The organism is Streptomyces pinistramenti, from assembly GCF_020564935.1.
In the GTDB taxonomy this organism is placed as follows: Bacteria; Actinomycetota; Actinomycetes; order Streptomycetales; family Streptomycetaceae; genus Streptomyces; species Streptomyces pinistramenti.
In genome coordinates this window covers 1-14,962 of sequence record NZ_JAJCXB010000098.1, presented here as the reverse complement: position 1 = coordinate 14,962, position 14,962 = coordinate 1, and the positions used below count along the sequence as shown (strand labels likewise).

Here is a 14,962-nt window from a genome sequence, read left to right as displayed (position 1 = left end):
CGCGGGGCCCGGGTCGGCGCGGGGCTCGGGGGCGGCGGGGTGGAAGCAGGCATAGCGGTGTGCGGCCCTGCTGCCGTCCAGCGGGTGCGGGCCGCCCGTGCCGTCGGTCAGGGGCGGTTCGGTGCTGCGGCACCGGTCGGTGGCGAAGGTGCAGCGCGGGGCGAAGCGGCATCCGGTGGGGCGGATGGCGAGGGACGGCGGCAGCCCCGGGATGGTGGCGAGCGGCGCGTCCTCGTCGGCGGCGCGTTCGGGGAGCGCGGCGAACAGGGCCTGGGTGTAGCGGTGCCGCGGGGTGGCGAACAGCGGGCGCACCGGGGCCTGTTCGGCGATCCGGCCGCCGTACATCACGGCGACCCGGTCGACGCGGCGGGCGATCACGCCGAGGTCGTGGGTGACCAGGATCATCGCCATGCCGAGGCGGGTGCGCAGCTCGTCGATGAGTTCCAGGATCTGGTGCTGGGTGGTGACGTCGAGTGCGGTGGTCGGCTCGTCGGCGATCAGCAGCCGGGGCTCGCAGATCAGCGCCATGGCAATCGCGACGCGTTGCCGCATACCGCCGCTGAGCTGGTGCGGGTGGCTGCGCATCCGCTCGGCGGGACGTGGCATGCCGACCAGGCGCAGCGACTCCTCGGCCTTCTCCCATGCCTGCGCCCTGGTCAGGCCGGTGTGCAGCAGGAGGGGTTCGGCGACCTGGGCGCCGATGGTGAGGGTGGGGTTGAGGGAGGCGAGCGGGTCCTGGAAGACCATGCCGATGGTGTTGCCGCGGACGTCGCGCAGCACGGGTTCGGGCGCTGCCGCGAGGTCGAGGGGCGCGGCCCGGCCGCCGGATGCGCCCGGCGTCCGGTCGGTGCCGGGGTCGAAGAGGATCCGGCCGCCGGTGACGTGGCCGCCGCCCGGGAGCAGGCCGAGTACGGACAGGGCGGTCATGGTCTTGCCGCAGCCGGATTCGCCGACGATGCCGAGGGCCTCGCCGGGGGCCAGGTCGAGGTCGACGCCGTCCAGGGCGTGCACGGTGCGGTCGCGGCCGGTGATCTCGACGTGCAGGTCTTCGATCCGCAGGAGCGGCTCGGTCATGGCGTGGTTCCTCGCCTCGGGTTCGCGCTCGGGTTCCCGCTCGGTTGCCGGCCGCCGGCCGTCCGTGTGCATCAGCGCTTCGCCAGGCGTACGTCGAAGGCGTCCCTGAGCCCGTCGCCGATGAAGTTGAAGGCGGCGACGACCAGCACGATCGCGAGGCCGGGCGGGAAGATCAGCCACCAGTAGCCGACCTGGGTGTAGGTGATCCCGGAGGAGAGCATCGAGCCCCAGTCGGCGGCCGGCGGCGGGATGGACAGGCCCAGGAAGGAGAGGTAGGCGACGTAGAGGATGGCGTCGGCGATCTGGAAGGTGGCGTTGACGATGACCGTGCCGATGGCGTTGGGCACGATGTGCCGGAACACCGCGCGGGCGCCGCCGCCGCCCATCAGCCGCATCGCGTGGACGTAGTCGCGGCTGCGCAGGGCCAGCGCCTCGCCGCGGATGAGCCGGGCCGGGGACAGCCAGGCGACCGAGGCGATGATCAGGATGAGGACGGCCTTGCTGGGGGTGATGATCGCGGCGACCACGACCAGCAGGAACAGCGCGGGGATGGCGAGTGCGGCGTCGGTGATCCGCATCATCGCGGCGTCCGCCCAGCCGCCGAAGTAGCCCGCGACCGCGCCGTAGACGGTGCCGAACAGGGTGGCCAGCAGCCCGGCCGCCAGGCCGACTTCGAGGGACGTCCGGCCGCCGTGCATCAGCCGGCCGAGCACGTCGTAGCCGAGGTCGGTGGTGCCCAGCGGGTGGCCTGCGCCGGGGGCGAGGCCGGCCTGGGTGAGGTCGGTGTGGATCTGGTCGGTGGGGTGGAGAAGCGGGCCGACGAAGCAGAAGGCCAGCAGGGCGAGCAGGACCAGTGCACCGGTCAGGGCGAGCTTGTTGCGGGCGAAGACGGTGAGGGTACGGCGGGTCAGGCCCGGGGTGGCGAGGGCCGCGTCCGGCTGGGCCGCGACTGTGTCGGTGGTCGTCACGTCAAGCTCCTGATACGCGGGTCGAGTACGGCGTAGGCGATGTCGGTGATCAGGGAGCCGATGACGGTGAAGACGCCGACGACGAGGGTGACGCCGAGCAGGACCGGGAAGTCGGAGCCCTGCGCGGAGTTCCAGAACAGCAGCCCCATGCCGGGGTAGTTGAACATCGACTCGACGACGAGGGTGCCGCTGAGGAGGGTGGGGAGATAGAGGCCGACGAGGGTGGCGAGCGGGATGAGGGCGTTGCGCAGCACGTGGCGGGCCATGATCCGGGCGCCGGACTGGCCCTTGGCGCGGGCGGTGCGGACGTACTCCTCGCCGAGGTTGTCGAGGACGGCCGAGCGCATGTAGCGGCTGAAGGCGGCGATGATGCCGAGGGCGGTGGTGACGACGGGGAGGACGAGGCTGCGGGGATCGGCGAGGATGCCGCCGACGCTGTCGGCCTGGGGTGCTTCGGCGGGGAAGAGCTGGAGCTGCTGGCTGAAGACGAGGACGAGGACCAGGCCGAGGAAGAACACCGGGGTGGCGTAGGCGAGGAAGGCCGCGCCGGTCAGGACGTAGTCGGCCGCCTTGCCGCGGCGTACCGCCTGGAGAATGCCGAGGGGCACGGCGAGGGCCGCGGCGAGCGCGAGGGAGAGGCCGGCGAGCAGGGCGGTGCGCGGGAGGCGCTCGGCGATCAGCGAGGACACGGACTGGTTGAGCTTGTAGGACTCGCCGAGGTCCCCGGAGAGCAGCCGGCCGAGGTAGCGCACGTACTGCTCGGGCAGGGAACGGTCGTATCCCTGCTGGTGGTTGAAGTGGGCGAGGGACTGCGGGGTGGCCTGGACGCCGAGGATGGCGCGGGCCGGGCCGCCGGGCAGCAGGTGCAGCAGCACGAAGACGATGACGGAGACCAGCAGCAGGACGACGAGGGCCTGCGCGAGGCGGGTGACGAGGAAGCGGGTCATGCGCCGGTACCGCCTTTGCGCACGAAGTACCAGTCCTGCGGGGCGAGGGTGAGTGTCGGGTTCTGGTCGACGCCCCGCAGGTCGTTGCGGATGGCGGAGACCTGGTAGGCGGGGTTGGGAACCCAGAGGACGGGGAGCTGCCTGGCGACCTGGTGGCCGTAGTCACGCAGCGCGGCCGGGTCGTCGGAGTATTCGGTGTCCCGGATCAGCCGGTCGGTCTTCGGGTCGGACCAGTTGCCCATGTTGGAGGGGCCGTTGGTGGCGAACACGCTCTCGCCGCTGGGGTCGGCGGGGAAGTACCAGCTGCCCTGGGAGCCGAAGAAGCCGAGCTGCCACTGCCCGCAGACCGGTTCGGACTTCTTGCAGGGGACGGTGGTGCCGAGGACGGTGTTGAGCGGCTGCTGACGGATGTCGAGGGTGACGTGGGCCTTGTCGAACTCGGACTTGATCGCCTGCATGGTGTTGGACGTCTCGGTCGAGCCGGACTGGGACAGCAGCGAAAGGCGCAGCTCCTGGCCGTCCTTGATGCCCTCGCCGCAGTCCCGCGGGCCGCTTCCCGGACGTACGCAGCGCAGCGTGCCGTCCCGGCCTGCCCAGCCGTGCGCGGCCAGCAGCGCCTTCGCCTTTCCCGGGTCGTACGGGTAGGGGTCGCCGTCCATGAGTCCTGCGGGCACCGGGCCGAGGGTGGGGGCGGCGCTGCCGTGCCAGACGACGTCGGAGAGGGACTTCTGGTCGATGAGGCGTTGCAGGGCCTGGCGCAGATAGCTCTGGCGCAGCAGCGGTCCTGCCGTCGGATGGTGGAAGTTGAGGACGATGTAGGTGACCGCCCAGCTCTCCCAGGGGTCGATGCGGTAGCCCATCTTCCGGAACCGGCCGGACTGCGCCATGACCGACGGGGGGAGGTAGCCGTAGTCGATGCCGCCGGCCCGCAGCACGTTGAACTCGGAGTCGGTGGTGGTGAAGGGCTTGAGGACGACCCGGTCCAGGTGGGGCTTGTCCGGGCCGCGGTACTTCGTGTTGGGGACCAGCGAGACCCGCCCCGAGGTGTTCCACCCCTCGATGGTCCAGGGCCCGTCGACGGTCTTCCACAGCGGGTCGGTGGCGAACTGCGAGAGGCTCTTGGCGTGCCGCATCAGCCGCGCGAACGCGGTCTTCGGGTCCTCGCCTGCCGGGTTCCAGGCGTGGACGGGCAGGGCGACGACGTTCCGGAGTTCGTTCGCGGTGAACCACGTCGGGTTGTAGGCGCGGTCGAGGCGGAGCCGGAAGGTGCGGTCGTCGACGCGGTCGAAGGACGTCACGTCGTCCGGCATGAGGCCGGGTGAATATCCGGCCCACTCCTTCTTGTTGTGCCGGATCAGCTCGAACCAGAACTGCACGTCGCGGGTGGTGACGGGCGTGCCGTCGGACCAGGCACGGCCCTTCTTGATGCGGATGGTGACGGTGCGGTTGCCGTCGCTGTAGCGGGGCTGCCCGGCGAGGTTGTGCGGCGATTCCATCGTCAGCGCGCCGCCCTTCTTCTCGGGCATGAACAGCCGCGGGTAGAGCAGGTTCTGGATCGCGCTGTTGTAGGAGGCGAGGTAGCCGGGGGCGCCGATCGGGAAGATCCAGTTGGGGGTGGATGCGGGCGGCAGGGCCATGGTCGCGGTGCCGCCGCGGACGGGGCTGCCGCCGGTGGCGCCCAGTTCGGTGACAACGTTGCCACGTGGTACACAGCCGGTCAGCGCCAGGACGCCGAGCAGGAGCGCGGCGAGCGACCGCACCAGGGGCCCACGTATTCGTGTGCTGCACGGGCCCATGCTGCCTCCGATGGTTCGGCCGGTCGAAGAGTGCGAGCAAAGTACGGACGGCCGCGAAAAGAAGTCAAGACCTTGGCGGACCGGAGGAACTGAGGTGTACTGCAAGGGAGTTGCTGGCCCGACTTCCCTCGGTCATCGAAGCAAGTCGGCGCCAGGCCACCGGAATTCCACCGCACCGCACCGCCCGAAAGGCGCCTTATGACCGCCTTCGACGAGCAGCCCGGCTCCGCCGCGCATGTCCTCGAACTCGTCGCGAACGGCTCCGCCACCTCCCGCGCGGACCTCGTGAGGGAACTCGGACTCGCCGCCTCCACCGTCTCCGTCCGCGTCCAGGAACTGGTCGAGGCCGGCCTGCTGACCGAATCGGGCGAGGGCGCGTCCCGCGGCGGCCGCCGCCCCCGGCTGCTGCGGGTCGCCGATCAGGGGGCGGTGGCGCTCGCCGCCGACCTGGACAGCCACCACATGCGCACCGGCGCCGTGGGCCACACCGGCGGCGCGCACGACACCGACGAGCACGCCTTCGACCTGACCGCCGGCCCCGAACCCACCCTGGACGCGCTCGCCGAACGGCTCTCGGCGCTGGCCGCACACCAGCGGGCGGCCGGCCGTACGGTACGCGGCGTCGGCGTCGGCTTCCCCGGCCCGGTGGATGCCGACAGCGGGCGGATCGTCGCGCCCTCCCGGATGCCCGGCTGGCACCTCTTCCCGCTCCGCGACCGGCTCGCCGAGCGGCTCGGCCTGCCGGTCCTGCTCGACAACGACGCCAACGTGCTGGCGCTCGGCGAACACCGCGCCGCCCATCCGTCGCTGCGGCACCTCGTCGTGGTCAAGGCGGGCCGCGGCATCGGTTCCGGCGTGATCAGCGGCGGCCGGCTCCACCGCGGCGCGCGCGGCTCGGCGGGCGACATCAGCCACGTACGGGTCGACGCGACCGCCGAACACCCCTGTTCCTGCGGCAACATCGGCTGCCTGGAGACCGTCGCGAGCGGCGCGGCCATCGCGGCGGCACTGCGCGCCCGCGACATCCCGGCCGAGTCCACCGCCGACATCCTGCGCCTCGTCGAGAACGGCGACGCGCACGCCACCACGCTCGTGCGCCAGGCCGGACGGGACATCGGCGCCGTACTCGCCGTCGTGGTCAACTTCTTCAACCCCGAGGCAGTGATCATCGGCGGCGCGCTCTCCCGCGCCGAGCCACTGGTCGCCGCCGTCCGCGGGGCGCTCTACGAACGCTGTCTGCCGATGGCCACCAGCGAACTCACCATCAGTGCCGCCCGCTGCGGCCCCGCCGCGGGGCTGCTGGGCGCCGGCCGCGCCGCCCTGCGCGAAGCGGCGGCCGGCCCGCAGACCGCCTGCCCGCCCACCCGCAACGGAAAGTGAGCCCCCATGCCCTCCCCCACCGGCCGCCGTCTCCGGATCGGCATCGGCGGAATGGCCATCGAGTCCAGCCAGTTCTGCCCGCACCGCTCGACGTACGACGACTTCCGCGTCACCCGCGGCGCCGAGCTGCTCGCCCGCTACACCTGGACCGCGCCGGACAGCGACCTCGCCGGCCGCGTCGTATGGGTGCCGCTGGTGCACGCCGTCTCGATGCCCGGCGGCCCCGTCGAACGCGCCGCCTACGACCGCATCAAGACCGAACTCACCGCCCGGACAGCCGAGTCGGGCCCGCTGGACGGCCTGGTGTACGACATCCACGGCGCGATGAGCGTCATCGGCCTGGATGACGCGGAGGCCGACCTCACCGACGCCGTACGGAAAGCGACCGGCCCCGGCACCCTCATCTCCGCCGCCATGGACCTGCACGGCAACGTCTCCCGCCGCTTCGCCGACCGGCTCGACCTGCTCACCGCGCACCGGCTCGCGCCGCACGAGGACGCCTGGGACACCCGCGAGAGGGCCGCCCGCAACCTCGTCGAACGGCTGGCGTCCGGCAAGGGCAGGCCGCACCGCGCCTGGGTACAGGTCCCGGTCCTGCTCCCGGGCGAGAAGACGAGCACCCGCCTGGAGCCCGCCAAGTCCCTGTACGGGCGGCTGGCTTCGGTCGAAGCACTCGACGGCGTGGTCGACGCGGCGATCTGGGTGGGCTACGCCTGGGCCGACGAGGAACGCTGCCGCGCCGCGGTCGTGGTCACCGCCGACGACCCCGAACTCGCCGTCGCACAGGCCGGTTCGCTCGCCCAGGAGTACTGGGACGTGCGCCGCGACTTCGCCTTCGTCGGCCCGACCGGCGACGCCGACACCTGCATCGCCCGCGCCGTCGCCTCGTCCGCCCGCCCGTTCCTGATCAGCGACTCCGGCGACAACCCGACGGCCGGCGGCGCCGGCGACCTCGCGTACATGCTCGGCCGGCTGCTGGCCCACGAGGACCTGGCGAGCGGCCGCGTCACCGCCCTGCACCCCGGGATCACCGACCCGCAAGCGGTCGCCGCCTGCTTCGCCGCCGGCACCGGAGCCGAGGTCACCCTCACCGTCGGCGGCCACGTCAGCGAAGGAACCGGCCCGCACGCCGCACCGTACACACTGACCGGCATCGTGACGGATCTGGGTGGCGAGGAAACAACAGGGGTCACCACAGGTCCTGTTGAGCAGGAGGGCACACCCGTGCCCGGCAATCCGGCCTACGACGACGGCGGCGGCAGGACCGCGGCCGTCACCAGCGGCGGCGTGACCGTCGTCCTCACCGAACGCCGCAAGTCCTTCCACACCCGCGCCGACTTCGGCGCCCTCGACCCGCTCGTCCACGACCTCGTCGTCGTCAAAATCGGCTATCTGGAACCGGAGTTGTACGCCATGGCCGCCGACTGGCTGCTCGCCCTCACCCCCGGCGGCGTCGACCAGGACCTGCTGCGCCTGGGACACCACAAGGTCCGGCGCCCTCTCTACCCGTTCGACAACGCGGGCTTCGAAGACCCGGACCTGACGCCGGAACTGTTGTAGGGGCGGCCTCCGGGCGGGCCGTCGGTGGGGTCACGGCTCCACCGACGACGGAGACCGGGGCGCGCTCCGCCCCACGGAAGTGGAAGCCGAACTTCGCCGTCCCCGCGCGGAGTTGATCAGAATCAGTCCGGATGGCGGAAGACTCAAAGGATCTTCCCCCATAGAGTTCTGGCTGCCGTCAGGTGTGCCACAGCTCCCGCGAAGCACCTGCGACCGGATTGGAGACCTGCGCCATGGGATCTTTTGATGCAGATGTGATCGGTATCGGATTCGGCCCGTCCAATATCGCGCTCGCCATTGCCCTGGAAGAGATGTATCCGGATGTGACGTCTCTTTTCCTGGAGAGCCGCACCACCCCGGTATGGCAGGCCGGCATGCTCTTGAACGGTTCCGACATCCAGCACCATCCGGTGCGTGACCTGGTCTCGCCGCGGAACCCGCGAAGCCACTACAGCTTCATCAACCATCTGCACGAGGAAGAGCGGCTGTTCCACTTCCTCAATCTGAACGTGCCCTTTCCGCTGCGCAAGGACTACGCGCGCTACGTCACATGGGCGGCCCGGCAGTTCGACGAGCAGGTGCGGTACGGCAGCCGGGTCGACGGCGTGGCCCTTCCCGCGCAGGGCGAAGGAGTCGAGATCCGGCTGACCGACGGCGAGCGGCTCACGTCCCGTTCCGTCGTCGTCGCCCCCGGCCGCCCGCCGTATTTCCCGCCGGCGCTCCAGAACCTCGCCGACGACCGGGTTTTCCATTACACCCGGTATCTGGAACGCGTCGACGAGATAGCCGCCGTGCCCTCGGCACGCATCGCCGTCATCGGCGGCAGTCAGGGCGCCGCGGAAATCTGCCTCGATGCCGCACAGCGCTTCCCGAACAGCCGCATCACCAACGTACTGCGGGGTTTCGGATACCGGCAGAAGGACCTCAGCCCGTTCAACGGCGAAGTGTTCTTCCCGGAGTTCGTCGACTACTACTACGACGCCTCGCCGGAATCCAAGGAGTACCTCGACAAGCAGTTGCGGTACACCAATTACTCCGCGGCCGACATCGACGTCCTCACCGCGTACCACACCAAGCTCTACGAGCAGCGCCTCGACGGCGACTACCAGATCCAGCTGACCCGCAACAGCGACATCGTGAGCGCGTCCGCAGCGGAGAGCGGCATCACGCTGGAGCTGGCCGAGCGCCACCTCGGCGAACCCAGCTCCCTGGACGCCGACTTCGTCATCGTCGCCACCGGCTTCGTCGACCTGACCGACGAGTCCGGCGGGAACTTCCTGCCCGACCTGCTCACCCCCCTCTCGCCGCGCGTCGGCCGCACACCCCAGCGGCAGGCGACGATCGGCCGGGACTACCGCGTGCTGCCCGACACCGGCAAGGAACTGCCGCCGATCTACTTGAACGGGCTGTGCGAGCGCACCCACGGTCTCGGTGACGCGGGCTCCTTCAGCCTGGTGTCCCTGCGCGCCGCCGCCATCGCGGACAGCCTCAGCAAAGCCGTTGTCTCCTGACCCGTGCTCCGAAGTCCGTGCGCCTTCGTGCGCCGAAAGGAAAGCGATGCACATCCACAGCTGGGATCCGGACGACCTGACGTTCGAGCCCGACTACAACGTGAAAGCGCAGCGCCTGGCCCGCTTCGACGGCGCCGACGAGCCGTACGAGGGAGGTGCCTGGGTGATCGTGCCGCCGCGCACCACGATGACCGAACACATCAACCCCGACGGTGAGTCCGAGCTGTTCTACGTCGTCTCCGGGACGGGCGACATGGACGTGGCGGGGGAGCGCCGGCGGGTGAAGTTCGGCGACACGATCTTCATCCCGCCGCACGAGAAGCACCTGCTGGTGAACGACGGGGACACGCCCCTGGTCTTCCTCTCGCTGTGGTGGGGCGCGCAGCCGCCGGACGGCGCAGCAGCCGCGCAGCACTGACCGCCCCGCACCGAGCCCCGAGGAGGGAACATGCCCGCGTCACAGGCCGCAGAGTTCCAGGAGTACGCCGACCTGCTGCAGCCGCAGGTCATCTCGGACCCGTACCGCGTGTACGACATCGTCCGCGAGAAGGAACCGGTGTGGTGGAACGCGCACCTGGATTCCTGGCTGCTGCTGCGCAATGACGACGTGCTGGAGGCCCTGAACCACCCCGAGCGCCTGTCGTCCGACCGCACGACGGCCTTCCTCGGCCACCTCAGCGAGGCCGAGGAGAGCCGGTTCGCCGAATGGGCCGCGATGCGGCGCCGGATGATGCTCTACAACGACCCGCCCCGGCACACCCGGCTGCGCCGCCCGGTCCAGCGCGGCATGACCGTGCGGCTCGCCCAGCAGATGCGCCCGAAGATCCAGAGCGTGGTGGACGACCTCGTCGACGCGGTGATCGAGAGCGGCACCTGCGACGGCATCCAGGACCTGGGCTACCACCTGCCCGTCATCGTCAACTCCGAGCTGATCGGCATCCCGCGCGAGGACCGCGACGAGGTCAAGCACTGGACGGCGGACTTCGTCACGGCCATCAACGCCGGCGGCGCCAACGTGCCCATCGCCGACCTGGAGCGGGGCCAGAACGCCATCCTCGCCATGCGCGACTACTTCACCGCGCTCGCCGTCCGCAAGCGGGCCGAGCCGAGGGACGACCTGCTGTCCTCGCTGGTCAACCGCGACGAGAACCCGTTGGAGGGTGACGACCTGGTCGCCACCTGCATCGTCGTGATGTTCGCCGGCCTGGAGACCGCGCTCAACCTCATCGGCAACGGCCTGCTCGCCCTGATGCGCCACCCCGACCAGGTGCGGCTGCTCGGCGAGCGGCCGGAGCTGATGCCCTCGGCCGTAGAGGAAATCCTGCGCTACGACGGCTCGTTGCACCTGGTGGGCCGCATGGCGACGGAGGACATGACGATCCGGGGCCGCAAGATAGCCAAGGGCGACAAGGTGCTGGTCATGCTCGGCGCGGCCAACCGCGACCCGAGCGTCTACACCGACCCGCACCGGCTGGACATCACCCGCCCCGACAACCGCCACATGTCCTTCAGCCACGGCATCCACTACTGCCCCGGCGCGGAGATCTCCCGCATCATGGGCGAGGTGTCGTTCAGCACCATCCTGGGGCGCCTGCGCGACCTGCGGCTGGCCGACGGCGAGCTGACCTGGCAGCGCAACCTCTCCTTCCGTGGCCTGCGGAACCTTCCGCTGGAGTTCACCCCCGGCCCGCGAAAGGCGACCTGATGCCGCGCACCGCGGACGTCGTCGTCGTCGGTGACGGAGTGGTGGGCGCGAGCATCGCCTACCACCTGGCGGCGGCCGGCTCACGGGTGGCGCTGCTGGCCAGGGACGGTGCCTTCGCGCACAGCGCCACCCGGCACTCGGCGGGCCAGGTGCGGATGCACCACAGCGATCCGCACGACGCCAGGCTGGCCGCGCTGAGCCTGGCGACGTTCGAGCAGTGGCCGCAGCTCATCGGTGGTGACTGCGGGTTCCGGCGCACCGGCTTCGCCTTCCTCGTCGGCGAGGAGCACGCCGGCGCCCTGACGCAGAGCGTCAAGGAGCTGACGGAGCTGGGAGTGATCACGTCCGAACTGTCTCCCGGTGCGTTCGCCGACGAGCAGCCGGCGCTCGACCTGACGGGCGTGGCCGCCGTCGCCTACGAACCGCGCAGCGGCTATGCCGACCCGGGCCGCACCGCAGCGGCGCTGGCCGACCGGGCGCGGGCGCTGGGCGCGGTGGTCGTCTCCGGGCGGGCCGGCGCCCGGCTGTGCCGCAGCGGTGACCTGATCACCGGGGCGGTGGCGGGCGACGAGACCTTCTCGGCCGGCCAGGTCGTCGTCGCGGCGGGTGCCGGGTCGGCCGGGGTGTGCGCGGACGCCGGGGCCGGCATCGGCGATGACGGCCCCGGACTTCCCTTGCGCGGGCGGCAGTTCGGCTGGGCGGTCGCGGACTCCTCCGCGATGCCCGGCGCGGACCGGCTGTGCATGATCATCGACGATACGGCCGGTACCTACTTCCGTCCGCACGGCCCCGGCCGGGTGCTCTTCCGGATCCCGCTGGAGCCGACCGCGGTCCCGGAGGGCTCGACCCGGGTTCCGGTGGACGCCGAGGAGATCGGCGTGGGGCGGGCTCTGGCCGCCCGCCGGCTGCGCGGCATCACGGCGGCCCCGCTCGTCGACGCCGCCCGCGCCGACGAGGCGTACACCGACGACGGGCGGGCCCTCATCGGCCCGGTGGGGTGTCACCCGGGCCTGTACCTGGCCACCGGGTTCAACGGCGGCGGGTTCAAGACGGCCCCTGCGGTGGGCCGCGCGGTCGCCGCCGAACTGACCACGGGAGCACAGCGGCCGGAACTCGGCGCGTACCGGCCTGACCGGTTCGCGGCCGGGCGGCCCAGCCCGACCATCCAGCGCTATCGGCATATGTAGGGCAACTTCCATGAATCCACTTGTCCGTTGGCGATCGAAACGGCCGGCCGGCGAAAGGGGGAAAGGCGAGAGCGCGGGGAAGCGGCCTGACAAGAAGGGCGGCACGCTGCGTGCGGTGTGGCGGCACGCCCGTGAGGACGTCCAGGTCGTCTGCGACAAGGACCCCGCCGTCAACAGCCCGTTCGAGGTGCTGCTCTACCCCCACCTGCACGCCCTCTGGCTGTACCGCGCCGCACACGCGCTGTATCTGCGGGACCACCGGGTCGCCGCCCGCGCCGTCTCCCTGTTCGGCCGCGTCGTGTCGGGCGGCATCGACATCCATCCCGGAGCCCGGATCGGCCGCCGGTTCTTCATCGACCACGGGTGCGGCGTGGTGATCGGTGAGACCGTCCGCATCGGCGACGACGTCATGCTCTACCACTTGGTGACGCTCGGCTCCGTCGGGTGGTGGCACGACCAGACCCGCGGGCCCGGCGCCAAGCGGCACCCCACCCTGGACGACGGGGTGGTGGTCGGCACCGGGGCGTGCGTGCTCGGCCCCGTGGAGATCGGCGCCAACAGCGTGGTCGGCGCCAAGGCCGTGGTGATGACCTCGCTGCCCAGTGACACCCGGGTACGTGCAGGACAGGTCGTGCCCCACGGTTCGGACAACGGCTCGCCGCGCCGGGCGGCCCAGGCCACCACCGTGCACCTGCGGGTGGCCGACCGCCGAAGCACCGAGTAACGACGCCCGGCCCGCTCTCTCCCATGAAAAGGACGGCACACCCATGCCACGGAACGTCTTGATCACCTGTGCTCCGCCGAACCCCAACGGCGACCTCCACCTGGGGCACCTGTCCGGCCCCTTCATGGGCGCCGACGTCCTGCGCAGGTACCTCGGCGCACGCGGCGTCCCCGTCTCCTACGTCGCCTACACCGACGACCACTCCTGCTATGTGCCACGGCGCGGCGGCGAGTTGGGCTGGGACGCCAGGACCACGGCCTTCCGGTATACCGGCCGCATCGAGCAGACCCTGGCGCTGGCCGGGATGCTGCCCGACACCTACGAGCACCCGCACCGGGAGCCCCTGCACGACGAGCTGGTCCGTGAGCACTTCCTGCGGCTGTGGGACAACGGCGTCATCACGGAGCAGGAACTGCCCACCCCGTACTGCCCCGACTGCGACCACTTCCTCTACGAGGCGTACATCCGCGGCCACTGCCGTTTCTGCTCGGCGCCGAGCGACGGCACGTACTGCGAGGAGTGCGGCTACCCGCAGGAGCCGGGCGGCGTGGTCGACGCGCACTGCGTGACCTGCGGCAGCACACCGGAGACCCGGCCCGCGAGGCGGCTGGTGGTCCCGCTCGCGCCGTTCGCCGAACGGCTCACCGCGCTCTGCGCCGACAGTCCCTGGCGGCAGCGCGTCATCGACTTCTGCACGGAGATGACCGCACACGGCCTGCCGGTGGTCCCGATCAGCCGGGAGCACGACTACGGCATATCCGTGCCACTGGACGGCTGGGAAGGGCACATCCTCGACACCTGGTTCTGCGGCATCTTCGGCTACATGGCGGCGACCGCGGCGCACGACAAGGCGCTCGGCAGGCCGGACGCGTGGCGGCGGACCTGGCAGGACCCGGAGACCGAGCTGGTGAACTTCATCGGCTTCGACTGCAGCTTCTCGCACGCGGTGCTCTGGCCCGCGCTGCTGCTCGGACTAGGCGACTACATCACCCCCAAGTACGTGATCAGCAACGAGTTCTACACGCTGGAGGGCGACAAGTTCTCCACCAGCCGCGGCCACGCGATCTGGGGCTCGGACTTCCTGCGCGAGGCGCCGTCCGACGCGGTCCGGCTGCACCTGTGCCTGACCTCACCGGAGACCGGCAAGACCGACTTCCGGATGGCCGACTTCGACCGGACGGTGAACAGCCTCCTGGTCGGCCGGCTGGAGGACTGGGCCGCGTCCGTCGTCGAACTGCTGGCCAAGGAGCACGGCGGCGTGGTGCCCGGGACCGACCGGGCCGACTGGCCGGTGGCCGTCCGCGACCTCGCCGAGCGGCTGCCCGCGGACCTGGAACGCCACCTGGAGCCGGGCAGCTTCTCCCTCCAGGCCGCGGCCGCCCGCCTGGCCGAGGCGGTGGAGCTGGCGTCCGATGCGCTGCGCCGCTTCCGGGAAGCCCCGGCCGCGGACCGGCCCGACCCGGCCGCGGTGGTCGCGGCACACGCCGAGCTGCTCGCCGTCGTCGCGGCGGTCTCCTCGCCCCTCATGCCCGTCTGGTCCCGGCACGCCTGGCGCCAACTGGGCCTTGAGGACGGCTTCGACGGCGTCGGCTGGCCGGAGCGCGGCCAACGGCTGGTAGCCGGCGGGCAGCGGACCGGCCAGGAATACCGCCGGCTGTTCCAGACCCGGTGATGACGGGCCCGCTCCCGCGCTCCGCCCTGGCGCTGGCCGTCAACGTCCTGGGGGTCGGGGCACTGTTCCTGCCGTGGACGGCGTACGCCGCGCACGGCGGGGCGGCGCTCGCCGGCTGGGGCTACCAGGTGGCCGCAGGCGCCGTCCTGGTGGCGGCGCTGGCCGCGGCCGCTTCGGCGCCGGGCGCGGCACAGGGCGCGGTCCCGCTGATCGAGTCGGCACTCGGCTCCGCCCAGGGCCGTGCGGTGCGGGCCTACTACGCCCTCGGGGTCACGGCGGGTCAGGTGGTGGTCGCGTTGGTGAGCGCCGGGTTCCTGGCGCAGGCGCTGCGCCCGGTGCTGCCCCGGGCGGACACCGGCGCCTGCATCGGCTGGGCGGCGGCGGGAGTGCTGGTGCTCTCGGCGGCGCTGGCCCCGTCGGGCCGCGCGCTGCCGGCCG

General features: G+C 71.6%; 12 protein-coding genes and 1 pseudogene. 9 read left to right on the top strand and 4 right to left on the bottom strand.

The annotated features are described in order from the left end of the window. From LIU39_RS33565 to LIU39_RS33550, 4 genes are all read right to left on the bottom strand, one after another. Positions 1-1,074, bottom strand: a 1,074-nt coding sequence (locus LIU39_RS33565) for an ABC transporter ATP-binding protein (protein ID WP_227050760.1), incomplete at its 3' end; no start/stop codon positions are given. A 71-nt stretch (positions 1,075-1,145) separates the two neighbouring features. Next, positions 1,146-2,042: an ABC transporter permease gene (locus tag LIU39_RS33560; protein WP_372464149.1), complete on the bottom strand. Its 897-nt coding sequence runs from the start codon at positions 2,040-2,042 to the stop codon at positions 1,146-1,148. Continuing rightward, positions 2,039-2,989, bottom strand: a complete 951-nt coding sequence (locus LIU39_RS33555; RefSeq protein WP_227050759.1) for an ABC transporter permease — start codon at positions 2,987-2,989, stop codon at positions 2,039-2,041. Before LIU39_RS33555 ends, LIU39_RS33560 begins: the two co-directional genes overlap by 4 nt. Next, positions 2,986-4,785: a peptide ABC transporter substrate-binding protein gene (locus LIU39_RS33550; protein ID WP_227050758.1), complete on the bottom strand. Its 1,800-nt coding sequence runs from the start codon at positions 4,783-4,785 to the stop codon at positions 2,986-2,988. Before LIU39_RS33550 ends, LIU39_RS33555 begins: the two co-directional genes overlap by 4 nt. 198 nt (positions 4,786-4,983) lie before the next feature. Between LIU39_RS33550 and LIU39_RS33545 the strand changes: the two genes are divergently transcribed. From LIU39_RS33545 to LIU39_RS33505, 9 genes and pseudogenes are all read left to right on the top strand, one after another. Beyond that, entirely contained in the window at positions 4,984-6,165 is a 1,182-nt protein-coding gene (locus LIU39_RS33545; protein WP_227050757.1) for an ROK family transcriptional regulator, read from the top strand. Positions 6,166-6,171: 6 nt separating this feature from the next. Continuing rightward, positions 6,172-7,725 (top strand): M81 family metallopeptidase, encoded by a 1,554-nt coding sequence (locus LIU39_RS33540; RefSeq protein ID WP_227050756.1) that lies wholly within the window; start codon positions 6,172-6,174, stop codon positions 7,723-7,725. Between the two features lie 254 nt (positions 7,726-7,979). Further along, positions 7,980-9,236, top strand: coding sequence for a SidA/IucD/PvdA family monooxygenase (locus LIU39_RS33535; RefSeq protein WP_308409448.1), 1,257 nt, complete (start codon positions 7,980-7,982; stop codon positions 9,234-9,236). Between the two features lie 46 nt (positions 9,237-9,282). After that, complete coding sequence (locus tag LIU39_RS33530) at positions 9,283-9,654, top strand: cupin domain-containing protein (RefSeq protein WP_227050754.1); 372 nt, start codon at positions 9,283-9,285, stop codon at positions 9,652-9,654. 30 nt (positions 9,655-9,684) lie between these two features. Next, positions 9,685-10,941, top strand: a complete 1,257-nt coding sequence (locus LIU39_RS33525) for a cytochrome P450 (protein WP_227050753.1) — start codon at positions 9,685-9,687, stop codon at positions 10,939-10,941. Further along, on the top strand, positions 10,941-12,128 hold the full coding sequence (locus LIU39_RS33520) for an NAD(P)/FAD-dependent oxidoreductase (protein ID WP_227050752.1): 1,188 nt from the start codon (positions 10,941-10,943) through the stop codon (positions 12,126-12,128). Before LIU39_RS33525 ends, LIU39_RS33520 begins: the two co-directional genes overlap by 1 nt. Before the next feature lie 115 nt (positions 12,129-12,243). After that, the gene (gene epsC / locus LIU39_RS33515) at positions 12,244-12,852 is read left to right on the top strand and encodes a serine O-acetyltransferase EpsC (RefSeq protein WP_227050751.1); all 609 of its coding nucleotides are present in this window, start codon (positions 12,244-12,246) and stop codon (positions 12,850-12,852) included. Positions 12,853-12,895: 43 nt separating this feature from the next. After that, positions 12,896-14,524: a methionine--tRNA ligase gene (locus LIU39_RS33510; protein ID WP_227050750.1), complete on the top strand. Its 1,629-nt coding sequence runs from the start codon at positions 12,896-12,898 to the stop codon at positions 14,522-14,524. Next, positions 14,524-14,962, top strand: a pseudogene (locus LIU39_RS33505) (hypothetical protein); the annotation flags it as partial. The gene LIU39_RS33510 and the pseudogene LIU39_RS33505, both read left to right, overlap by 1 nt.

What these genes read in the sequence shown, in the direction of transcription:
- LIU39_RS33555 (WP_227050759.1), bottom strand. Translation starts at nt 2,989, where the DNA reads ATGACCCGCTTCCTCGTCACCCGCCTCGCGCAGGCCCTCGTCGTCCTG.
- LIU39_RS33550 (WP_227050758.1), bottom strand. Translation starts at nt 4,785, where the DNA reads ATGGGCCCGTGCAGCACACGAATACGTGGGCCCCTGGTGCGGTCGCTC.
- LIU39_RS33545 (WP_227050757.1), top strand. Translation starts at nt 4,984, where the DNA reads ATGACCGCCTTCGACGAGCAGCCCGGCTCCGCCGCGCATGTCCTCGAA.
- LIU39_RS33540 (WP_227050756.1), top strand. Translation starts at nt 6,172, where the DNA reads ATGCCCTCCCCCACCGGCCGCCGTCTCCGGATCGGCATCGGCGGAATG.
- LIU39_RS33530 (WP_227050754.1), top strand. Translation starts at nt 9,283, where the DNA reads ATGCACATCCACAGCTGGGATCCGGACGACCTGACGTTCGAGCCCGAC.
- LIU39_RS33525 (WP_227050753.1), top strand. Translation starts at nt 9,685, where the DNA reads ATGCCCGCGTCACAGGCCGCAGAGTTCCAGGAGTACGCCGACCTGCTG.
- LIU39_RS33520 (WP_227050752.1), top strand. Translation starts at nt 10,941, where the DNA reads ATGCCGCGCACCGCGGACGTCGTCGTCGTCGGTGACGGAGTGGTGGGC.
- LIU39_RS33510 (WP_227050750.1), top strand. Translation starts at nt 12,896, where the DNA reads ATGCCACGGAACGTCTTGATCACCTGTGCTCCGCCGAACCCCAACGGC.